This window comes from Micromonospora sp. NBRC 110038, from assembly GCF_020884815.1.
Lineage (GTDB): Bacteria > Actinomycetota > Actinomycetes > Mycobacteriales > Micromonosporaceae > Micromonospora > Micromonospora haikouensis.
The window spans coordinates 95,857-116,911 of the sequence record NZ_BBOL01000002.1 but is presented as its reverse complement, the minus strand read 5'-3'; the positions used below and the strand labels follow the sequence as shown (position 1 = coordinate 116,911).

The following is a 21,055-nucleotide window of genomic DNA, read 5'->3' as shown; positions in this document are numbered from 1 at the left end:
GTGGGCGACGCCACCCGGTCGGGGTGGCTCCGCCGATCCGGCGGTCCTGCGGCGTGCCGCCCGGTCGGGCGGGCGCGGGGTGGACCGTCTTGGCTAGGGTCTGGCCATGTCTGACAAGTACGTGGACCCGAGCGGCAACACAGAGCAGTTCCGGGCGTTCGCCCACGCGCCGGAGGGTGCCGCCCCGGCCGCCCCGGCGTCCCGGGTTCCGCTGGTCGCCGGAATCGCGGTGGCCGTGGTGCTGCTGGTGGCCGTCGTCGCCTGGCTCGCGCTGGGCTGAAGCCCGGCGGAGACGGGCTGGGCTGCAGCCGGGCGGAGGCCGGGCCGGGCTGACCGCCTCAGCCCGTGGCCTCGGCCACGGCGCGGGCCTCGCGGGCGATCTCGCGTTCCTCGTCGGTGCCGACGACGCAGACGGCGACCTCCGCGCCCGCCGGGGAGATCACCCGGTCGCCGCTGCCGTCGTTGCGGGCCGGGTCGACGGCGATGCCGAGCCGCTCCAGGCCGGCCAGCGCGGCGGCCCGCACCGGCGCCGCGTGCTCGCCCACCCCGGCGGTGAAGGTGACCGCGTCCACCCGGCCGAGCAGCGCGTAGTACGCCCCGACGTAGCCGGTGATCCGGCGGGTGTAGACGTCGAAGGCGAGCGCGGCGGCCGGGTCACCGGCGGCACGGCGGGCCAGCACCTCGCGCATGTCGTTGACCCCGGCGAGGCCGAGCAGGCCGCTGCGGTGGTTGAGCAGGTCGTCGATCTCGTCGATGCCCATGCCGGCCTCGCGGCGCAGGTGGAAGACGATCGTCGGGTCGAGGTCGCCGCTGCGGGTGCCCATCACGAGGCCCTCCAGCGGGGACATCCCCATCGAGGTGGCCACGCTGCGCCCGCCGGCCACGGCGCAGGCGCTCGCCCCGTTGCCCAGGTGCAGGGTGATCGTGTTCAGCTCGTCGTACGGCCGGCCCAGCAGTTGGGCGGTGCGCCGGGAGACGTACGCGTGGGAGGTGCCGTGGAAGCCGTACCGGCGGATGTCGTACCTGCGGGCGGTGTCCCGGTCGATCGCGTAGGTGGCGGCGGCCTCGGGCAGGGTGTGGTGGAACGCGGTGTCGAAGACGGCGACCTGCGGCACCCCGGGCAGCGCCTCGCGGGCGACCCGGATGCCGGCCAGGTTGGCGGGGTTGTGCAGCGGGGCGAGCGGCACGAGTTCCTCGATCGCCGCGAACACGGCGTCGTCGACCAGCACCGGTTCGGTGAAGCGCCGCCCGCCGTGCACCACCCGGTGCCCCACGGCAATCAGCCCGGCGAGCCCGTCCGGGCCGAGCCGGTCGAGGATCTCCCGGACGGCCGTCTCGTGGTCGGCCGGCCCGCCGCCGGGCTCGCCGACCCGCTCGACGGTGCCCTTCGCCAGGACCTCGTCGCCGTCGTAGAGGCGGTACTTCACCGACGAGGAGCCGCAGTTGAGGACGAGCACCCGACTCATGAGGACTCCCCGGCGGCGGCCTGGATGGCGGTGATGGCGACGGTGTTGACGATGTCGGGGACGGTCGCGCCCCGCGACAGGTCGTTGACGGGGCGGCGCAGGCCCTGCATGACCGGGCCGACGGCCACCGCCCCGGCGGAGCGCTGCACCGCCTTGTACGTGTTGTTGCCCGTGTTGAGGTCGGGGAAGATGAACACGGTGGCCCGCCCGGCGACGGCGCTGTCGGGCAGCTTGGTGGCCGCGACGTGCGGGTCGATCGCCGCGTCGTACTGGATGGGGCCCTCGACCAGCAGCTCCGGCCGCCGCTCGCGCACGAGGCGGGTGGCGGCGGCGACCTTCTCCACGTCGGCCCCGGCCCCGGAGTCCCCGGTCGAGTAGGACAGCATCGCCACCCGGGGTTCGATGCCGAAACGGGCGGCGGTGTCGGCCGAGGAGATCGCGATGTCGGCGAGCTGGGCGGCGTCCGGGTCGGGGTTGACGGCGCAGTCGCCGTAGACGAGCACCCGGTCGGCGAGCAGCATGAAGAACACGCTGGAGGCCACCGACACCCCGGGCACCGTGCGGATGATCTCGAACGCGGGGCGGATGGTCGCGGCGGTGGTGTGGGTGGCCCCGGAGACCATCCCGTCGGCGTGCCCGGTGTGCACCATCATCGTGCCGAAGTAGTTGGGCTGCGCCACGATGTCGTGGGCCAGCTCGGCGGTCATGCCCCGGTGGGCGCGCAGCTTCGCGTACGCCTCGGCGAACTCGTCGCGCCACGGGCTGGTCGCCGGGTCGACGACGGCCGCCCCGGAGATGTCGACGCCCAGCTCCCGGGTGCGCCGGGCGATGTCGTCGGGGCGGCCGAGCAGGGTCAGGTCGGCCACGCCCCGGCGCAGCAGGATCTCCGCCGCGCGCAGGATCCGCTCCTCCGCCCCCTCGGGCAGGACGAGGCGGCGGCGGTTGGAGCGGGCCCGGTCGATCAGGTCGTACTCGAACATCAGCGGGGTGACCCGCGCGGAGCGGCTGACCCGCAGCCGGCGGGCGAGGTCGACGGTGTCGACGCAGTCCTCGAACGCGCCGAGCGCGGCCTCGACCTTGCGCGGGTGGGCCATGCTGGGCCGCCCCTCGATCCGGCTGGACGCGGCGACCGTGTCGTAGCTGTCGCTGCCCACGGAGAGCACCGCGAGCCCGGTGTTGAGCCCCTCGACGAGGCGCATCGCCCTCGGGTCGGGCCGCTCGCCGAGGGTGAGCACCAGCCCGGCGACGGAGACCTGGCCGGCGACGTGCGCGGCGCTGGCCGCCACCAGCAGGTCCGCCCGGTCGGCCGGGGTGATCACCAGCGCGCCCTCGGTGAGGTGGTCCAGCAGCGTCGGCACGTGCGCCGCGCCGACGACGTAGTCGAGCACGTCGCGGCCGAGCGCGGCGTCGTCGCCGGCCAGCAGGGTCGCGCCGAGCGCCGCCGCCACCTCGGCCACCGTCGGCGCCGACACGGCCGGCACCTCCGGGATCGCGTACGCGGGGACGGGCAGCTCGGGCAGCGTCATCGGCCCCGGCACCCGGTTGGCGATCACCGCCAGCACCGTCGCGCCGAGGTCCACCAGATCGTGGTACGCCCCGCGCGCCGCCGCCGCGATCGCCTCCGGTTGCTGCCCGAAGCCGTCGACGACGGGCACCACGACGCTGCCGAACTCGGTGGCCAGCCGTGCGTTGAACGCCAGCTCGCGGGGGCCCGCGCCGTCGCCGCCGTCGGCGAAGTCGCTGCCCACCACGACCACCGCGGGGCAGCGCCGTTCGACGTCGCGGTACCGCTCGACGATCCGGGAGATCAGCTCCTCCCGGCGGCCGTCGGCGACCAGCGCGCCCGCCTCGGCGTAGCTGCAGCCGTGCAGCTCGTCGACCGGAATCTCGATGCGGTAGCGCTCGCTGAGCAGGGCGAGGATCTGGTCGGGCCCCCGCCCGGGGACCAGCGGCCGGAACGCGCCGATCCGTTCGACCTGCCGGGAGAGCAGCTCGGCGAGGCCGAGCGCGATGGTCGACTTGCCCCCGCCGGAACCGACGCTGGTCAGATACACGCTCCGGGCCACGCCCCCACGCTACAAGATCGCGCCCAAGGCCGCCCGGGTCCTTGGACCCGGGCCGGCGGGGGCTGGCCGCGCGTCGCCGAGGTCAGTCGTCGTCGGGGTCGTCCAACCGGGCCAGCCAGGTGGCGAAGCGCTCGATCGGCGTCTCGAACTCGGGGTTCAGGTCCACGAAGTCGCGCAGGCGCTCGCCCAGCCACTCCACGCTCACCTGCTCCTCGCCCCGCCGCTCGACCAGTTCCTCGATGCCACGGTCGGTGAAGTACATCGTGCGTCCTCATCGGTTGTGCCGGCCCGGGGCCGGTTCGTGCGGTCAGGGATGCGAGCGGGGCAGCGCCCGTCGTGGTGACGGTCGCTGCCCCGGCGCACGGCGGTGCGGTCAGGTCACGGGCGGGGCAGGGCCGCCTCGATCAGCGCGTTCTGCTCGACCTCGTGCATCTTCGCCGAGCCGACGGCCGGCGCGGCGGCGGCGGGGCGGGAGATGCGGCGCAGCCGGACCTCGCTGAGGTGCTCCAGCAGGTTGAGCGCGACGAAGCTCCACGCGCCCTGGTTGGCCGGCTCCTCCTGCACCCAGGCGAAGTCCTCGGCGTTCGGGTACTGCGCCAGGGCGGCCCGGATCTCCTCGACGGGCAGCGGGTAGAGCTGCTCCATCCGGACGATCGCGGTGTCGGTGACGCCGCGCTCCGCCCGAGCCTGGAACAGGTCGTAGTAGACCTTGCCCGAGCAGAGCAGCACCCGCTTCACCTGCTCGGCGGGCGGGGCGGCGGTGTCGGCCAGCACCGGGGCGAAGGTGCCCGTGGTGAAGTCCTCCACGCCCGACACGCAGAGCTTGTGCCGCAGCAGCGACTTCGGCGTGAACACCACCAGCGGCTTGCGCTTCGGCGACAGGGCCTGGCGGCGCAGCAGGTGGAAGTAGTTCGCCGGGGTGGTCGGCATGGCCACCCGCATGTTGTCCTCGGCGCAGAGCTGGAGGAACCGCTCCGGGCGGCCGGACGTGTGGTCCGGGCCCTGGCCCTCGTGGCCGTGCGGCAGCAGCAGGGTGACGGCGGAGCGCTGGCCCCACTTCACCTCGCCGGAGGAGATGAACTCGTCGATCACCGACTGCGCGCCGTTGACGAAGTCGCCGAACTGGGCCTCCCAGCAGACCAGCGCGTTGACGTTCTCCACCGAGTAGCCGTACTCGAAGCCCATCGCCGCGTACTCCGACAGCAGGGAGTCGTGCACGAAGAACCGGGACCGCTCGCCGTCGGCGGTGAGCGACTTCAGTGGCAGGTAGTCGTCGCCGGTGCGGGCGTCCACCACCGAGGCGTGCCGCTGCACGAACGTGCCCCGGCGGGAGTCCTGCCCGGCGAGCCGGACGGTGACCCCGTCGTGCAGCAGCGCGCCGAACGCGATGATCTCGCCGTACCCCCAGTCGATGTTGCCCTCGACGGACATCTTCGCCCGCCGGTCGAGCAGCTGCTGGATCCGCTTGTGCGGGGTGAAGCCTTCCGGCAGGTTGGTGTGCGCCTCGCCGACGGCCTTGACGACCTCGGCCGTGGTGGCGGTCGCGACCTGCGGCTCCGGCTCCTCCTCGCGGCGCGGCCTGGCCGCCTGCTTCGGCGCGGAGGCGGCGTCGCGGGTGGCCTTGAAGACCCGCTCCAGCTGCGCCTGGTAGTCGCGCAGCAGCTCCTCCGCGTCCTCCACGGTGATGTCGCCCCGGCCGATCAGCTCCTCGGTGTAGAGCTTGCGGACCGACCGCTTCGAGTCGATGATCTTGTACATCTGCGGGTTGGACATCGACGGGTCGTCGCCCTCGTTGTGCCCGCGCCGGCGGTAGCAGACCATGTCGATCACGACGTCCTTGTTGAACGCCTGCCGGTACTCGAACGCCAGCCGGGCGACCCGGACCACGGCCTCGGGGTCGTCGCCGTTGACGTGCAGGATCGGGGCCTCGATCATCCGGGCCACGTCGGTGCTGTAGAGGCTGGACCGGGAGTGCTCGGGGGCGGTGGTGAAGCCCACCTGGTTGTTGACCACCACGTGCACCGTGCCGCCGGTGCGGTAGCCGCGCAGCTGCGACAGGTTGAGCGTCTCGGCGACCACGCCCTGGCCGGCGAAGGCGGCGTCACCGTGCACCGCCAGCGGCAGCACCGTGTAGCCCTCCAGCTTGAGGTCGATCCGGTCCTGCTTGGCCCGGACGATGCCCTCCAGCACCGGGTCGACGGCCTCCAGGTGCGACGGGTTGGCCACCACCGACACCTTGACGGAGTGCTCGCCGTCGGGGGTGGTGAACTTGCCGTTTTGGCCGAGGTGGTATTTCACGTCGCCCGAGCCCTGCGTCGAGCGCGGGTCGAGGTGCCCCTCGAACTCCGAGAAGATCTTCTCGTACGGCTTGCCGACGATGTTGGCCAGCACGTTGAGCCGGCCCCGGTGGGCCATGCCGATGACGACCTCGTCGAGCCCCGCCTCGGCGGAGGACTCCAGCACCTCGCCGAGCAGCGGGATCAGCGACTCGCCGCCCTCCAGCGAGAAGCGCTTCTGGCCCACGTACTTCGTCTGCAGGAAGGTCTCGAACGCCTCGGCGGCGTTGAGCCGGTTGAGCACGTGCTTCTGCTCGTCGGAGGTGGGCTTCTCGTACTTGCGCTCGATCCGCTCCTGGATCCAGCGCCGCTCCTCCGGGTCCTGGATGTGCATGTACTCCACGCCGACCCGGCGGCAGTAGGAGTCGCGCAGGACGCCGAGAATGTCGCGCAGCTTCATCCGCTGCTTGCCGGCGAAGCCGTTGACCGGGAAGACGCGGTCCAGGTCCCACAGGGTCAGCCCGTGCTGGAGGACGTCCAGGTCCGGGTGCTTGCGGATCTTGAACTCCAGCGGGTCGGTGTCGGCCATCAGGTGGCCGCGCACCCGGTACGCGTGGATCAGCTCGTGCACCCGCGCGGTCTTGTTGATCTGGCCCTCGGAGTTGACGGCCACGTCCTGCATCCAGCGCACCGGCTCGTACGGGATGCGCAGCGAGGTGAAGATCTGGTCGTAGAAGCCGTGCTCGCCGAGCAGCAGCTCGTGCATGACCTTGAGGAACTCGCCGGACTGCGCGCCCTGGATGATCCGGTGGTCGTACGTGCTGGTCAGCGTGATGATCTTGCTGACGGCCAGCTCGGCGAGGGTGGCCTCGCTCATCCCCTGGTAGGGCGCCGGGTACTCCATCGCGCCGACGCCGATGATGGCGCTCTGCCCCGTCATCAGGCGCGGGATCGAGTGCACCGTGCCGATGCCGCCCGGGTTGGTCAGCGAGATCGTGGTGCCCGAGTAGTCCTCCATGGTCAGCTCGTTGCGGCGGGCGCGCCGGACCACGTCCTCGTACGCCTGCCAGAACTGCCGGAAGTCCATCGTCTCGCAGCCCTTGATGGACGGCACCACCAGGTTGCGGCTGCCGTCGGGCTTGGCCAGGTCGATCGCGATGCCCAGGTTGACGTGCTCGGGGCGGACCATCGCCGGCTTGCCGTCGACCTCGGCGAAGGAGTTGTTCATCTCCGGGTGCTCGACGAGCGCCCGGACCATCGCGTACCCGATCAGGTGGGTGAAGCTGACCTTGCCGCCGCGCCCCCGGGCGAGGTGGTTGTTGATCACGATGCGGTTGTCCACCAGCAGCTTGGCCGGGACGGCGCGCACGCTCGTCGCGGTCGGCACGCTCAGCGAGGCGTCCATGTTCTGGACGATCTTCGCGGCGACGCCGCGCAGCGGGGTGGTCTGCGGGCCGGACACCGTCGGCTTCGCCGCCGCCTTCGCGGCCGGCTCGGCCTTCGCGGCCTTGGCGGGCGCCGGCTTCGTGGCGGGCTTCGCCGCCGGCTGCGCCGCGGACGCGGCCGCCTTCGGCGCGGGGGCCTTCGCGGCGGCCGGCTCGGCCGGCGTCGCCGGCTGGGCGACGGTGGCGGCGGCCTCCTGCTGCCCGGCCGGCTCCGGCGCGGCCTTGGCGGCCTTGGCCGCCTGGCCGTCCGGGCGCGCTGTGGCGGCGCCCGGCGCGGGGCGGTAGTCGGCGAAGAAGTCGTGCCAGGCCGAATCGACGCTGCTCGGGTCGGCGAGGTAACGCTGGTACATCTCCTCGACGAGCCACTCGTTAGGGCCGAAACCCGCCAGTGGGTTCTCCTGCGAAGTCTGCTGGGTCGACACGGCCGGTAATCGCCTCTTTCACGCGGGTTTGTGTGTCACGCGGTGTCCTCCGACGCCCCGATTGCGAGGGGCGGACGGGGGACGGCTCCCAGGCTACGCCGTACGAATACGCTAGGCATTTCCGGCTCGGGCGCGTGGTCGGTTTCACAGAAGATGACACAAGTTCGGTCAGCGCCGCGTGTCCCGTTGACTCCGGCCCGGAACCGCGCCGGCCCCGGGCGCGATCCGTGATCACGCTCCGGGGCCGGTCGTCGACTGCGCACGGGTCAGGAGATGTCCCGCCGCCGCATGGTGAGGGTGCCGATCACGCCGGTCACCACGGCGTACCCGATCAGCACCGCCGCGCCCGCCCAGCGCGGCGGGTTGCCCGGGATCTGGGTGCCGCTGACCATCAACGACGAGGCCAGCGAGGGCACCAGCACCTGGAGGTTGTTGATCCACTCGCCCCAACGGGCGGCCAGGATGCTGATCGCGATGGCCGCGCCGATCGAGCCGCCCAGGTAGAGCAGGATGCCGGTGACCGTCGCGCCGATCTGGCTGCGGATCAGCACGCCGATGCCGACGCCCAGCACCGACCAGAGCAGGTACGCCAGCGCGTTGAGCGCCGTCGCCGTCCAGACCGCGCCGTTGCCGAGCTGGGAGCCGAGGTCGACGCTGTTGAGCACCAGCACGCCGAGCACCAGGTTGAGCCCGGTGGTGACCAGCCAGAACAGCATCGCCAGCACGGCCGCCGCCACCAGCTTGGCCGTCATCACCGCCGTGCGGTGCGGCACGGTGAGGAACGTGGTGGTCACCGTCTGGTGGAAGAACTCGCTGGTCACCACGATGATGCCGAGCAGCATCACGATGAGCAGCCCGAAGAACTGCCCGTTGGTGTAGATGTTGGCCGCGAGGCTGTCCACGGACTGCGCGGCCGTCACCTGGTCGGCCTGGTCGGCCGGCACGTCGCCGAAGTTGCCGCTGGCCAGCGCGTCGGTCTGCAGCCAGTTGATCAGCGCGGTGAGGGCCCACAGCGGCAGCGAGATGAGGCCGAAGACCCACCACGTGTTGGTGGTGCGGATCTTGAGCAGCTCGGATCGGACGAGGTTCATCGGATGCCCGCCTTTCCGGCCGTCAGCTCCAGGAAGACCCGTTCCAGGTCGGGTCGCTCCGGGGTCAGTTCGTGCAGCTCCACACCGGCGGCCAGCGCGGCCTTGCCGATGGCCGGGGCGTCCGCCCCGGTGACCAGCAGCACGCCGTGCTCGCCGGTCTCCACCGTCGCCGACTGCGCGCGCAGCGCCGCGACCAGCTCGTCGGCCTGCGGGGTGCGCACCCGCACCCGGCCGCCGCCCTGCGCCATCGAGCCGAGCACCTGCTCGACCGGCCCCTGCCGGACCAGCTTGCCGGCCGCGATGATCACCACGTCGTCGGCGAGGAGCTGCATCTCCGACAGCAGGTGGCTGGAGACCAGCACCGTGCGGCCCTCGTGGGCCAGCCCCTTGAGGAAGCCGCGCATCCACCGGATGCCCTCGGGGTCCAGCCCGTTCGCCGGCTCGTCGAGGATCAGCACCCGGGGGTCGCCGAGCATCGCGGCGGCGATGCCGAGGCGCTGCTTCATGCCCAGCGAGTAGCCCTTGAACTTGCGCTTCGCCGCCGGGGTGAGCCCGACCAGGGCGAGCGCCTCGTCGGCGCGCGACTTCGGCAGCCCGGCCGCCGCGCAGATCACCCGCAGGTGGTTGATCCCGGTGCGGCCCTTGTGCGCGCTGGACGCCTCCAGCACCGCGCCGACGTGGCGCAGCGGGTCGGTCAGGTCCGCGTACCGCTGGCCGCCGATGGTCGCCGTGCCGCCCGTCGGGGTGACCAGGTTCAGCAGCATGCGCAGCGTGGTGGTCTTGCCGGCGCCGTTCGGGCCGAGGAAGCCGGTGACCCGCCCCGGTTCGACCGTGAACGACAGATTGTCGACCGCCCGGACGTTCTTGTACTGCTTCGTCAGGCCGGACACCACGATCTGACCGCTGCCGGTTGTGGGGCTTCGCTGCCCGTCAGACATCTTTCTCCTCCCGTGCACGGCGCGCGGAGCGCGCCGAGGTGTGCGGCGCCGTTGCGGACGCGCCGTGGCACAGCCTGGCAAGGCCGCGCAACCAGGTCAATCAGGCGCGACACCTACCTCCGCCTCCACCTCAGGCAGGAGCCGGTCCTCCCCAGGGACGAGATCGTCCCGCCCGGGCACCGCTTCCCGGCCCGCCCGGTCACGCCTCCGACAGGGCGATCCAGGCGGCCAGGGCCCGGCCCAGCAGCCGGCCGTCTGGGGCGTAGAGGCTGGTCCGGACCACCGCCTTGCGCCCCCACACGCCGTCGGCCGCGCCCGTCACCACGCACTCGTCGCCCGGCGTCGGCAGCCCGTCCAGCACGGCGGTCATCCGGCCCAGCACGTACGGCCGGCCCGGGCCGATCACCGCCCAGCCGCCAGGGCAGTCCAGCGCCGCCCATACCGTAGCCGCGCCCACCTCGGCCGGGGCGGTGAACGGCGCGGCGGTCCGCCCGTCGGGCAGGCGACCGGGGAAGATCCGCAGCCCGTCGGCCCGGCCGGGCCCGCAGACGAAGCAGCCGGGGAACGGGTGGTCCACCAGACCCGGGTACGCCGCCGAGGCGGCCCGCGCCGTGTCGAGGTCCACCGGGGGCACCGCCTCCGGCGCCTCGTCGACGCCGCGCACCTGGGCGATCAGCCGGCCGTCCGGGTCGTGCACCTCGCCGCCGTCGAGGGTCAGCGGGGTCTCCAGCGGCGGCGGCTGCCGCAGCGTCACCTCGACGGCGCCGCCGAGCCCGGACGCGCCGGCGAAGACGCCGGCGCACCAGCCGCCGTTGCCCGACCCGGGCGGCCCGTTGTATCTCGCGGGGATGATCACGCGTACCTCCTCCGCGCAGCCTCGCACGCCGCCCGCTGCGCAAGGAAGGACCCCTTGTTGACGCCTGCGGTATGGCAGGGTCCCCTTCTCACCCCGCCGGGCCGGCGGCCCGGCGCGGTGCGCGGGGCGGGCGATCCGGGGGGTGAGGAAGTCCGCCCGGTGGCGTTCACCGGATCGACACCGGTCGTCCCCGCTTGCGGCATCCGGGGCACCTACACAGAGCTCATGGCTGTTCTGCCCGTCGCTGGCGTTCCCCTGACGACCAGCGGATACACCGTGTCGATCGCCGACGACCCCCGCCAGGTCGCGGCCGCGCAGCGCCTGCGCCACGAGGTCTTCGCCACCGAGCTCGGGGCCACCCTGCGCCCCGGGCCGGTCGGCCTGGACGCCGACGACCTCGACCCCTACTGCGACCATCTGATCGTCCGCGAGGAGCGCACCGGCGCGGTGGTCGGGACGTACCGGCTGCTGCCGCCCGGACGGACCCCGCGCCGGTACGCGGAGGCCGAGTTCGACCTCGCCCCGCTCGATCCGCTGCGGGACGTCCTGGTCGAGGCCGGCCGGTCCTGCGTCCACCCGGAGCACCGCTCCGGCGCGGTGATCAACCTGATGTGGACCGGCATCACCCGCTACCTGCACCTGCGCGGGTCGCGCTGGCTGGGCGGCTGCGCCTCCGTCGGCGTCGACGACGGCGGGCTGCTCGCCGCCGGCGTCTGGGAGCACGTCCGGGCCCGGCACCTGGCCCCGCCGCCGCTGCGGGTCCGGCCGCTGCGCCCCTGGCTGGCCGAGCCGCGAGCCGCCGACCAGCGGGCCACCGCCCCGCACGCCACCGCCCCCGGCGACCCGCGCGCGGCCGGGCGGGTCGCGCTGCCGCCGCTGCTGCGTGGGTACCTGCGCCTGGGCGCCTGGGTGGCCGGCGAGCCGGCGTACGACCCGGACTTCCGGGTCGCCGACTTCTACGTGATCTTCTCGCTGGACCGGATGAGCCCCCGCTACCTGCGGCACTTCCTCGGCGACGGGGGCGAGCGGTGACCGCCCGCCGCGACCTCTGGCGACCGGTCTCCGGCTGCGACGCGGGCTGCCTGCCCGGCCCGGGGGAGACCCCCGCCGTCCCGGTCGTCCGCCGGCTCGGGCGGCTGGCCGCCGTACTCCTGATGCTGGCGGCCGGCGCGCTGCTGGCCGGGCTGCTGCCGGTGCTGCCGGCCCGGGAGCGGCGGGCCGCGCTGCGCGGCTGGGCCCGGGGCACGACCCGGGCGTTCGGCGTGCGGCTGGTGGCCCGGGGCCGGCTGCCCCGGCGGCCGTCGCTCGTGGTGGCCAACCACGCCTCGTGGCTGGACGTGCTCGCGCTGCTGGCCGTGGCGCCGGCCCGGGTCCTGGCCAAGCGCGAGGTGCGCCGCTGGCCGCTGGTCGGGCCGCTGGCCGTGGCGGGGGGCACCCTCTTCGTGGACCGGGCGCGCCCCCGGGCGCTGCCCGCCACCGTGCGCCGGGTCGCCGCCGCGCTGCGGGCCGGTCACCCGGTCGTGGTCTTTCCCGAGGGTACGACGTGGTGCGGCGCGGCCCTGGACTGCCGGCCGGGCGGCGGGTTCCGTCCTGCCGTGTTCCAGGCGGCGGTCGACGCGGGCGCGCCGGTCGTCCCGGTCCGGATCGGCTACCACCTCGCCGCCGCTCCCGCCCCCGGCCTTCCCTCCGCTCGTGCCGGCGGGCCGACGACCGTCGGCGCCTTCCTCGGCGCGGAGAGCCTCGGGCGGTCGGTCTGGCGGGTCCTCGGGGCCCGAGGGCTCACGGTGACGGTCACGGCCACCGCCGCGCTGCACCCGGGGCGGGACGCGGACCGGCGGCGGCTCGCCCGGGCGGCCGAGTCGGCGGTCCACCTCGTGCCGCCCCGGGCCGCCGCTCCGGCCGTCCCGCCCCGGGCCGCCGTCCCGGTGCTGCCGCTCGCGCCCGTGTCGCCTCGGGCCGCCGCCCCGGAGGTCGGCCTGGCTGCCTGACGTCCCTCCGACACGCGACAGTCTTGTTCAGTCGCGATGTATCGCGTTAGTCTTCCCCCGGAAGGAGCGCGCCGCCGGGGCGCGCCTGCCGGCGGGAGGATGCATGCCCAGGTGGACCGTCGACCGCCCGCAGCGGCTCAGCCTCGACGAGCCGGTCACCGCCCTGCACGTCCGGCTGGTGACCGGGCGGCTCAACGTCGTCGCCGCGGACGGCCCGGCCCGGGTGGACGTCACCCGGGTCAGCAGCCGACCCGTGATCGTCGAGCAGCGCGATGGGGTGCTGACCGTCCGGCACGAATGCCACCCGAGGACGCCCGGGCTGCGCTGGTGGCTCGGCCGGCTCGGTCGCCGCTTCCGGGCCGACGTCTCGATCGCCGTACCCGCCGACGTGCTGGCCGACCTCCGGCTGGTTGACGGCCCGCTGGTCGCCTCGGGCCTGCGCCGGGAGACGCGCGCCGACGTCACGTCGGGCCGGATCACCCTGATGGGCGTGCGGGGACGCACCACCGCGAAGATCGTCTCCGGGCCGGTGGAGGCCCTGGGGGTGGCCGGGGACCTGAGCCTGGAGACCGTCTCCGGGGAGGTGGTCCTCGCCGACAGCACCGCCGGCACGGTGCGCGCGCACACCGTCTCCGGCGAGATCACCTGTGACCTGGACAACCTGCGCGGCGGCGAGATCCAGCTGAGCACGATCTCCGGCGCGATCACCGTCCGGGTCCGCGAGGACAGCGACCTCGCCGTCCGCCTGCACACCACCGCAGGCCGGATCACCAGCGGGTTTCCCCAGGTGCGCGGCGGGGGTGGCCTCGGCGGCGTACGGGACAGCGCGGGGGTCCTCGGCACCGGCGCGGGTAGGCTCTGGGCGTCCGCGACCTCCGGCAGCATCGCGCTGCTCGCCCGCCCGGTCGACGACGACGCCGAGGAGCTGCCGTGACCACCGTGTTCAGCCACGGGCGGCTCCGGCTCTACCTGCTCAAGCTCCTCGACGACGGCCCCAAGCACGGCTACGAGCTGATCCGGCTGCTGGAGGACCGCTTCCTCGGCCTGTACGCGCCGAGCGCCGGCACGATCTACCCCCGGCTCCAGCGGCTGGAGGCCGAGGGGCGGGTGACCCACACCGCCGCCGGTGGCCGCAAGGTCTACGACATCACCGAGGCGGGTCGGGCCGAGCTGCGCCAGCGGGCCGGCGAGCTGGCCACCCTGGAGTCCGACATCAGCTCCTCGGTGGCGGACCTGTCCGCCCTGGCCGGCGAGATCCGTTCCGAGGTACGCGGGTCGGTGCGCGACCTCAAGCGGGAGCTGCGCGAGGCGACCCGGCGGACGCGGCAGTTCCGGCGTACCCCGTGGGAGGCCGCGCCGCCCCCGGGCCCGGCGCGGTCCGCCGCCCCCACCGGCTCCTCGCCGCTGCTGGCCGAGCTGGACGACCGGTTGGCCGCGTTCACCGTCGAGGTCGACGCGTTGACGCGGGCCGGTCGGCTCGACGACGTCCAGCTCCGCGCGGCGATCCGGGTCCTCGACGGCGCCCTGGACGGGCTGCGCCGGCTGCTCCGCTAGGCAGGTGACCGGCCGCTCCGAGTTCTCAGGGAGTTTCCAGCAACCGCCCAGCGCCGACGCAGCGAGGTCACGGATGATGGTCGGCATGGCCGCTACCCAGACCGAGGCGCGACTGCTCGTCGTCGAGGACGATCCCAACATCCTCGAACTGCTCTCCGCGAGCCTCCGCTTCGCCGGCTTCGACGTGGCCACCGCGACCAGCGGGAGCGCCGCGCTGCACGCCGCGAAGGACCACCGCCCCGACCTGGTGGTCCTCGACGTGATGCTCCCCGACCTCGACGGCTTCGAGGTCATCCGGATGCTCCGCGAGGGCGGCACCCGCACCCCGGTGGTCTTCCTGACGGCCCGGGACGCGACCGACGACAAGATCCGCGGGCTGACCCTGGGCGGCGACGACTACGTCACCAAGCCGTTCAGCCTGGAGGAGCTTACGGCCCGCATCCGCGCCGTGCTGCGCCGCACGGCCAGCGGCGACCAGACGCCGTCCCGCCTCACCTTCGCCGACCTGGAGCTGGACGAGGAGACCCACGAGGTGCACCGGGCCGGGCAGCGCGTGCAGCTCTCGCCCACCGAGTTCAAGCTGCTGCGCTATCTGATGCTCAACGCCAACCGGGTGCTGTCCAAGGCGCAGATCCTCGACCACGTCTGGAACTACGACTTCCGGGGCGACGACAACATCGTCGAGTCCTACATCTCCTACCTGCGGCGCAAGGTCGACAACACCCAGCCCCGGCTGATCCACACCCTGCGCGGAGTGGGATACGTGCTGCGCAAGCCGGCGGCGTGAACGCCGTCGCGCTGGCGAAGGGGCGGCTGCGGAGCGTACCGCTGCGGGTGAAGCTGGTGGCGGCGGTGCTGACGCTGGTCGCCGCGGCCCTGCTGGTGATCAGCTCGCTGACCACCTATTTCCTGCGCAACTACCTGGTCGCCCAGGTCGACGTCGAGCTGAACGCCTCGGTGGACAACATCGAGACCACCCTGATCACGGCCCAGCCCACGCGGTCGGTCGTGCCCACCGACTACCTGGTGGTGGCCACTGACCGGCGTTCCGGGGCGGTGTCGGTCACCGAGTACGACCGGGGCCGGTTCCGCATCGAGGACCTGCCGTCCTGGCCGAGCGACGCGGCCGGCTTCGCGGCCAAGGTCGGCAAGCCGCGGACGGTTCCGGCCCGTGACAGCGGGGTGCGCTGGCGGATCATCTACGCCGAGCTGCCGAACGGGCAGATGGTGGCCATCGCGCAGAACCTCACCGACGTCGACCTGGCGGTCAAGCGGCTGGTCTGGATAGACCTGCTGGTCGGCGGGGCGGTGCTGATCCTGCTCGCGTCGATCGGCGCGGCGATCGTGCGGACCAGCCTCAAGCCGCTGGTGGAGATCGAGCGCACCGCCGCCGCCATCGCCGGCGGCGACCTGACCCGGCGGGTGCCCGACCCGGAGGAGGGCGAGCCCTGCCCGACCTCGGAGCTGGGACGGCTGTCCCGGGCGCTGAACACGATGCTGGCCCAGATCGAGGCCGCCTTCACCGCCCGCGCGGCCTCGGAGATCGCCGCCCGGTCGGCCGAGGCCGGCGCGCGGGACGCGGCCGCCGCCGCGCAGGCGTCCGAGGCGCGGGCCCGCCGCTCGGAGGAGCGGATGCGGCAGTTCGTCGCGGACGCCTCGCACGAGCTGCGCACCCCGCTGACCACCATCCGGGGTTTCGCCGAGCTGTACCGGCAGGGCGCGGCGCGGGCCCCGGAGGAGACCGCCGGCCTGCTGCGCCGCATCGAGGACGAGGCCGCCCGGATGGGGCTGCTGGTGGAGGACCTGCTGCTGCTCGCCCGGCTGGACCGGGAACGGCCCCTCGCGCTCGGCCCGGTGGAGCTGCCGTTGCTGGCCGGCGACGCCGTGCAGGCCGCCCGGGTGGTGGCCCCGGACCGGCGCATCGAGCTGGAGATCGAGCCGGGCTCCGGGCCGCTGGTGGTGCTCGGCGACGACGCCCGGCTGCGGCAGGTGATCGGCAACCTGATGACGAACGCGCTCACCCACACCCCACCGGACGCCTCGGTGACCCTGCGGCTGCGTACCGAGTCGGGGAACCTGGCGGTGGTGGAGGTGGCCGACACCGGCCCGGGGCTCTCCCCGGAGCAGGCGGAGCGGGTGTTCGAGCGGTTCTACCGGGCCGACGCCGCCCGCACCCGGCGGGCCGGCGGGATGACCAGCACCGGCCTGGGGCTGGCCATCGTGGCGGCGCTGGTCGCCGCGCACCACGGCACCGTCGAGGTCGGCGAGACGCCGGGCGGGGGAGCGACCTTCCGGGTCCGGGTGCCCCTGCTTCCCGACAGCGGGGACGACCCGGGCGAGTGACTTTCAGGGAACTTCCAGGCGGGTTCCAGGCTGGTCGCAGTGGCATGGGAGAAGGTGGATACATGACCGAGTACGAGACCGACCCGCAGCGGCGACCGGCGCCCTCCGACGCCGAGCCGTCGCACCCCACCGCCGAGCTGTCCCGCATCGAGACCGGGCAGTCCGACTCCCCGGCCGTCGAGCCCGCCGCTCCGGCCGCGCCCGCCGCCCACCCCACCTACCCCGGCCCCGCCGCGCCGGCCGCCGGGCAGCACACCCCCGCCGCCCCCGTCTCCGGGCCCGTCGCCCCGGGTTCCGGCCCGCAGCCGTACGCCGGCCCGGCCACCCCGTCCGCGTCGCCGTACCCGGTGTCGGGGCAGCCGCAGCCGGCCGGGCCGTACCCGAACAGCCCCTGGCAGCCCCAGCACGCCGGGCAGCACTCCGCCGGGCAGCACTCCGGCTGGGCCGCGGGGGGCCAGCACGGTCCGGCGGCCCCCGGGTACGCCCCGCACGCCGGTGGTCCCGCGTACCCGGGCGGCCCGGTGCCGCCCCAGCACCCCGGCCAGCCGGTGCCGGCGTGGGCACAGGCCCCGAAGCCGAGCCGCGTGGCCAAGCTGGCCGGTGCCGGGGTGGCGGTGTTCGCGCTGATGCTCGGCTCCGGCGTGGCCGGCGGCGCGCTCGCGCTCGCCATCGACGGCAACTCGGGCGGGATCACCCGCACCTACTCGGCCGCGCCGGTGCTCAACAGCGCCGACCTGCCGAAGATCGCCGCGTCCGTGCAGGACAGCGTGGTCTCGATCAGCACCGGTAGCGGCGAGGGCTCCGGGGTCATCCTCTCCGAGGACGGCTACGTGCTGACCAACAACCACGTGGTCGCCTCCGCCTCGGGCAAGACCGTCAAGGTGGTCTTCGCCGACGGCAAGTCCGCCGACGCCGAGATCGTCGGCACCGACCCGAAGACCGACCTGGCCGTGGTGAAGGCCGGCGGTGTCAGCGGGCTGAAGGCCGCCACGTTCGGCGACAGCGACGCGATGCAGGTCGGCGACCAGGTGCTCGCCCTGGGCAGCCCGCTGGGCCTGCAGGGTTCGGTCACCTCGGGCATCATCAGCGCCCGGGACCGCACCATCCAGGCCGGCGAGGGCCAGCAGCAGGACCCGCGCCAGGGGGTCAGCTCGATCGCCGGGCTGCTCCAGACCGACGCCCCGATCAACCCGGGCAACTCCGGCGGCGCGCTGGTCAACACGCGGGGCGAGGTGATCGGCATCAACACCGCCATCGCCACCTCCGGGCAGAGCACCGGCAACATCGGCGTCGGCTTCGCCATCCCGAGCAACAAGGCCAAGGACGTGGCCGGCAAGCTCCAGCGCGGCGAGAAGGTCAGCCACCCCTCGCTCGGGGTGAGCGTGAGCCCGGCCGAGAACGGCGGCGCGGTGGTCGCGTCCGTCACCCCCGGCAGCGCCGCCGAGAAGTCCGGCCTCCAGCGGGGCGACGTGATCACCAAGTTCGGCGACACCGTGATCAACGACTCCGACGACCTGGTGGGCGCCGTCCAGGCCCGCAAGGTCGGCGACCGGGTCGAGGTGCAGTACCAGCGAAACGGATCGGCGGCGACGGCAACCGTGACGCTCGCCGAGACGTCGTAACGACAACAGACCTGCCTCCTCGCGAAGGGCGGTGGGTGGCGGAGCCAAGGGGGTTGGCTTCGTCACCCGCCGCCCTTCCCCCTTCCCGGCCCCCGGAGCCGTCGCGAGCGCATGCCGTTCACCCGGACCGGGTGAGCCGCGCTCACCCCCCGGGCGTCCGGCCCCGCCGGTGCCGGGCCCGTGCCGTTTGGCCCGACCGGGGCCGGGAAAGCGCCGCAGATCACGCGCACTGGGACCACCGGGGAGGACTCGTGGCCGTGAACCACCTGCCGCTCGACCGCTCGGAGGAACGGCCGCTGCGGATCGCCATGGTGGTCCCGCCGTGGCTGACCGTGCCGCCACCCGGCTACGGCGGCCTGGAACAGGTCGTCGCCGGCCTGGTGGACGCGCTGGTCGACCGGGGGCACGCGGTGACCGTCTTCGGGGCGGGCCGGCGGCACGGCACCCGGGCCGGCTACGTCGCCACCTGCGACGACCTCCAGTACGACCGGCTCGGCGAGTCCCTGCCCGAACTGGCCCACCTGGCGCACGTCGGCCACCTCGTCTCCCCGGCCGACTTCGACGTCGTGCACGACCACACCACGATCGGTCCGCTGGTCGCCGGCCGCCGGGCGGTGCCCACGGTGGCCACCGTGCACGGCAACCCGGTCGGCGAGTACGGCACCGTGCTCAGCGACACCGACCGGGGGGTCGGCCTGGTCGCCATCTCGCACACCCAGCGGCGGCTGAACCCGGGGCTGCCGTGGGTCGGCACCGTGCACAACGCGCTCGACGTCGCCGACGTGCCGCACAAGACCGCGCCGGGGAGTGGACCGGTGCTCTGGCTGGCCCGGTTCAGCCCCGACAAGGGCCCGGACGTGGCGATCGGGGCCTGCCGGGCGGCGGGCCTGCCGCTGGTCCTCGCCGGCAAGTGCAACGAGCCCGCCGAGCGTCGCTACTACGAGCAGGTGGTGGAGCCGATGCTCGACGACGACGTGACCGTGGTGTTCAACGCCGACCGGGAGGCCGCGCTGCGGATGCTCGTCGACGCCCGCTGCCTGATCATGCCGATCCAGTGGGAGGAGCCGTTCGGGATGGTCATCCTGGAGGCGATGGCGACGGGCACGCCGGTGGTGGCGCTGCGCCGGGGGGCCGTGCCGGAGCTGGTCCGCCCCGGCATCACCGGGCTGGTCTGCGACCGCCCCGACGACCTGCCCGGTGCGCTGCGGGAGGCCGACCGGCTGGACCCGGCCGACTGCGTGGCGCACGTCGCGGAGAACTTCTCCACGACCCGCATGGCGCAGGGCTACGAGGCGGTCTACCGCGACTTCCTGCACGGGCTCGCGCCCGCCCCGCCGGGCCGGCCGATTCCTGTGCCGGCCCGCTGACCCCCGCCCCGGCGGGGGCCGGTCACAGCCGGGCCGCCCCGAGCCGCTGGAACGCGGTGTCGAGCTGGCGGGCGTACGCGGGGGTGATGCTGCCCTCGCGCTGCCGTTCGGCGACCTTGTCGCGGGCCCGCTGCACCGCGGCGGCCAGGTCGCCCGCGCTGTTGGCCTCGACGGCGTGGCCGAGCAGGTTGCGGATGTCGGTGCCGACGTCGACCCGGATCCCGCCGTCGGCCACTCCCGTGTCGATGAGCTGCCGGATCTCGGTGGCCATCTCGGTCACGCTGCCGCCGGACGGGGCGGGCGGCGTGGTCGTCGCCGCGGCCGAGGGGGTGGCCCGGGGCCGGGCGGGCGGCCGGGTCGTGGTCGGCGGCGCGCTCGGCGACCGGGTCGGCGCCGCTCCCAACGACTCCCCAGCCGGCGACTCGGTCGGCAGGGCGCGGGGCGGCGGGTCGGGCTGCTCGTCGAGCCTGGGCCACAGCAGCACCCCCGCGGCCGCCACCGCGGCCCCCGCCGCCACCACGGGCACCGCCCAGCGGCGGCGGGACCGGCCCGGCGACCCGGCGGGCTGCGGGGGCGTCGCGGGGCCGGGCGTGTCCCCGGGCGGCGGGGCCGGGGCCGCGCCGGGCGCGCCCCCCGGCGGGGGAGGCGGTGCCGGGGCGGGCGGACCGGCCGGGACCGGCGGGGCGACGATCGACGGCAGGGTCATCGTCGGGGCGAGCATGGTGGCGGCCTGCGGGTCGGCCGGCAGGAGTTGGTCGCGCAGCGCGAGGGCCACCTGGTGCGCGGTGGGGCGGTCCCGTGGCTGCCGGGACAGGCAGCGCAGGCAGATCCGGACCACCTCGGAGGGCAGGCCCGGCACCTCCAGCGGCGGGGGTTCGTCGCCGCCCTCCAGCGCCGCGCCCAGCTGCTCCCAGGTGTCCGCCGGGTAGGGCACCTGCCCGGTCAGGGTCTCGTAGAGCAGCACGCCGAGCGAGTAGATGTCGGTGGCCGGCTGCGCCGGGGCCCCGTCCAGCCGCTCCGGCGCGACGTACGCGGGCGTGCCGAAGGTGCCGCCGTCCTCGTCCTCGTCCGGGGCGCCGACGTGGGTGGCGATGCCGAAGTCGAGGACCTTCGCGCCGACCGGGGTCATCATCACGTTGGCCGGTGTGATGTCCCGGTGCACGATGCCGAGCCGGTGCGCGGCGGCGAGCGCCTCCGCCACCTGGGCGCCGATCTCCACCGCCTCCGGCCAGGGCAGCGGGCCCTCGGTCAGCCGGTATTCCAGCTCCTCCCCGGCGAGCAGCTCCATCACCACGAACGAGGTGATGCTGCCGTCCGGGGCGAGCGTCTCGCCGTAGTCGTGCACCGCCGTCACGTGCGGGTGGACGAGCTGCGCGGCGGAGCGGGCCTCCTCGCGGACCATGTCGCGGAACCGGGCGTCCGCCGCGAGCGAGGGGGCGAGCACCTTCAGGGCGACCGTACGGTCGAGAACCTCGTCGCGGGCCCGCCAGATGACCGACATGCCACCTGCGCCGATCTGGTCGATGAGTCGGTACCTGCGGGCCAGCAGCCTGCCGGCGTGCAGTGTTGCCATGACGGATCGCACCTGCCTGAGGTCGGGGCGGTATCAGGTTGCGCGAAT

The 21,055-nt window shown here is 74.3% G+C and carries 17 protein-coding genes; 9 read left to right on the top strand and 8 right to left on the bottom strand.

The features are described from left to right. Nucleotides 1-106 precede the first annotated feature (106 nt). On the top strand, nt 107-280 hold the full coding sequence (locus tag LPU61_RS08125) for a hypothetical protein (protein WP_199486103.1): 174 nt from the start codon (nt 107-109) through the stop codon (nt 278-280). Between the two features lie 58 nt (nt 281-338). Here LPU61_RS08125 and LPU61_RS08120 read toward each other — a convergent pair whose 3' ends face one another. The 7 genes from LPU61_RS08120 to LPU61_RS08090 form a co-directional block, all read right to left on the bottom strand. Next, a complete protein-coding gene (locus LPU61_RS08120; protein WP_229404630.1) occupies nt 339-1,466 on the bottom strand; it encodes an acetate/propionate family kinase in 1,128 nt (375 codons plus the stop codon). Further along, complete coding sequence (gene pta / locus LPU61_RS08115) at nt 1,463-3,532, bottom strand: phosphate acetyltransferase (protein WP_229404629.1); 2,070 nt, start codon at nt 3,530-3,532, stop codon at nt 1,463-1,465. The genes LPU61_RS08120 and pta overlap by 4 nt, the downstream gene beginning before the upstream one ends. Before the next feature lie 82 nt (nt 3,533-3,614). Beyond that, nucleotides 3,615-3,794: a DUF6104 family protein gene (locus tag LPU61_RS08110; protein ID WP_007072780.1), complete on the bottom strand. Its 180-nt coding sequence runs from the start codon at nt 3,792-3,794 to the stop codon at nt 3,615-3,617. Nucleotides 3,795-3,910: 116 nt separating this feature from the next. Further along, the gene (locus LPU61_RS08105) at nt 3,911-7,675 is read right to left on the bottom strand and encodes a multifunctional oxoglutarate decarboxylase/oxoglutarate dehydrogenase thiamine pyrophosphate-binding subunit/dihydrolipoyllysine-residue succinyltransferase subunit (protein ID WP_229404628.1); all 3,765 of its coding nucleotides are present in this window, start codon (nt 7,673-7,675) and stop codon (nt 3,911-3,913) included. A 266-nt stretch (nt 7,676-7,941) separates the two neighbouring features. Next, complete coding sequence (locus LPU61_RS08100) at nt 7,942-8,766, bottom strand: ABC transporter permease (protein WP_043965932.1); 825 nt, start codon at nt 8,764-8,766, stop codon at nt 7,942-7,944. Continuing rightward, a complete protein-coding gene (locus LPU61_RS08095) occupies nt 8,763-9,704 on the bottom strand; it encodes an ATP-binding cassette domain-containing protein (RefSeq protein WP_043965934.1) in 942 nt (313 codons plus the stop codon). Before LPU61_RS08095 ends, LPU61_RS08100 begins: the two co-directional genes overlap by 4 nt. Nucleotides 9,705-9,903: 199 nt before the next feature. Next, nucleotides 9,904-10,560, bottom strand: coding sequence for a hypothetical protein (locus LPU61_RS08090; RefSeq protein WP_043965936.1), 657 nt, complete (start codon nt 10,558-10,560; stop codon nt 9,904-9,906). A gap of 225 nt (nt 10,561-10,785) precedes the next feature. Here LPU61_RS08090 and LPU61_RS08085 point away from each other — a divergent pair, with 225 nt between their 5' ends. From LPU61_RS08085 to LPU61_RS08050, 8 genes are all read left to right on the top strand, one after another. Continuing rightward, nucleotides 10,786-11,592, top strand: coding sequence for a GNAT family N-acetyltransferase (locus LPU61_RS08085; protein ID WP_043966581.1), 807 nt, complete (start codon nt 10,786-10,788; stop codon nt 11,590-11,592). Then, nucleotides 11,589-12,548 carry a 1-acyl-sn-glycerol-3-phosphate acyltransferase gene (locus LPU61_RS08080; protein ID WP_229404627.1) on the top strand — a complete coding sequence of 320 codons (960 nt, stop codon included), beginning with the start codon at nt 11,589-11,591 and terminating at the stop codon, nt 12,546-12,548. Before LPU61_RS08085 ends, LPU61_RS08080 begins: the two co-directional genes overlap by 4 nt. A gap of 103 nt (nt 12,549-12,651) precedes the next feature. Next, nucleotides 12,652-13,482, top strand: a complete 831-nt coding sequence (locus tag LPU61_RS08075; RefSeq protein ID WP_229404626.1) for a DUF4097 family beta strand repeat-containing protein — start codon at nt 12,652-12,654, stop codon at nt 13,480-13,482. Next, entirely contained in the window at nt 13,479-14,102 is a 624-nt protein-coding gene (locus LPU61_RS08070; protein ID WP_229404625.1) for a PadR family transcriptional regulator, read from the top strand. Before LPU61_RS08075 ends, LPU61_RS08070 begins: the two co-directional genes overlap by 4 nt. Before the next feature lie 85 nt (nt 14,103-14,187). Then, nucleotides 14,188-14,889, top strand: coding sequence for a response regulator transcription factor (locus LPU61_RS08065; RefSeq protein ID WP_043966583.1), 702 nt, complete (start codon nt 14,188-14,190; stop codon nt 14,887-14,889). Continuing rightward, nucleotides 14,886-16,445, top strand: a complete 1,560-nt coding sequence (locus LPU61_RS08060; RefSeq protein ID WP_043965941.1) for a HAMP domain-containing sensor histidine kinase — start codon at nt 14,886-14,888, stop codon at nt 16,443-16,445. The genes LPU61_RS08065 and LPU61_RS08060 overlap by 4 nt, the downstream gene beginning before the upstream one ends. Before the next feature lie 62 nt (nt 16,446-16,507). After that, the gene (locus tag LPU61_RS08055) at nt 16,508-18,067 is read left to right on the top strand and encodes a trypsin-like peptidase domain-containing protein (protein WP_229404624.1); all 1,560 of its coding nucleotides are present in this window, start codon (nt 16,508-16,510) and stop codon (nt 18,065-18,067) included. A gap of 308 nt (nt 18,068-18,375) precedes the next feature. Continuing rightward, nucleotides 18,376-19,434: a glycosyltransferase family 4 protein gene (locus LPU61_RS08050; protein WP_229404904.1), complete on the top strand. Its 1,059-nt coding sequence runs from the start codon at nt 18,376-18,378 to the stop codon at nt 19,432-19,434. 22 nt (nt 19,435-19,456) lie between these two features. Here LPU61_RS08050 and LPU61_RS08045 read toward each other — a convergent pair whose 3' ends face one another. Further along, nucleotides 19,457-21,007, bottom strand: a complete 1,551-nt coding sequence (locus LPU61_RS08045; protein WP_043965944.1) for a serine/threonine-protein kinase — start codon at nt 21,005-21,007, stop codon at nt 19,457-19,459. Nucleotides 21,008-21,055 lie beyond the last annotated feature (48 nt).

Excerpts from the sequence above, each read along its gene's own strand:
- LPU61_RS08125 (WP_199486103.1), top strand. The coding sequence starts at position 107 with ATGTCTGACAAGTACGTGGACCCGAGCGGCAACACAGAGCAGTTCCGG.
- LPU61_RS08120 (WP_229404630.1), bottom strand. The coding sequence starts at position 1,466 with ATGAGTCGGGTGCTCGTCCTCAACTGCGGCTCCTCGTCGGTGAAGTAC.
- LPU61_RS08110 (WP_007072780.1), bottom strand. The coding sequence starts at position 3,794 with ATGTACTTCACCGACCGTGGCATCGAGGAACTGGTCGAGCGGCGGGGC.
- LPU61_RS08100 (WP_043965932.1), bottom strand. The coding sequence starts at position 8,766 with ATGAACCTCGTCCGATCCGAGCTGCTCAAGATCCGCACCACCAACACG.
- LPU61_RS08095 (WP_043965934.1), bottom strand. The coding sequence starts at position 9,704 with ATGTCTGACGGGCAGCGAAGCCCCACAACCGGCAGCGGTCAGATCGTG.
- LPU61_RS08085 (WP_043966581.1), top strand. The coding sequence starts at position 10,786 with ATGGCTGTTCTGCCCGTCGCTGGCGTTCCCCTGACGACCAGCGGATAC.
- LPU61_RS08075 (WP_229404626.1), top strand. The coding sequence starts at position 12,652 with ATGCCCAGGTGGACCGTCGACCGCCCGCAGCGGCTCAGCCTCGACGAG.
- LPU61_RS08065 (WP_043966583.1), top strand. The coding sequence starts at position 14,188 with ATGGCCGCTACCCAGACCGAGGCGCGACTGCTCGTCGTCGAGGACGAT.
- LPU61_RS08055 (WP_229404624.1), top strand. The coding sequence starts at position 16,508 with ATGACCGAGTACGAGACCGACCCGCAGCGGCGACCGGCGCCCTCCGAC.
- LPU61_RS08050 (WP_229404904.1), top strand. The coding sequence starts at position 18,376 with ATGGTGGTCCCGCCGTGGCTGACCGTGCCGCCACCCGGCTACGGCGGC.
- LPU61_RS08045 (WP_043965944.1), bottom strand. The coding sequence starts at position 21,007 with ATGGCAACACTGCACGCCGGCAGGCTGCTGGCCCGCAGGTACCGACTC.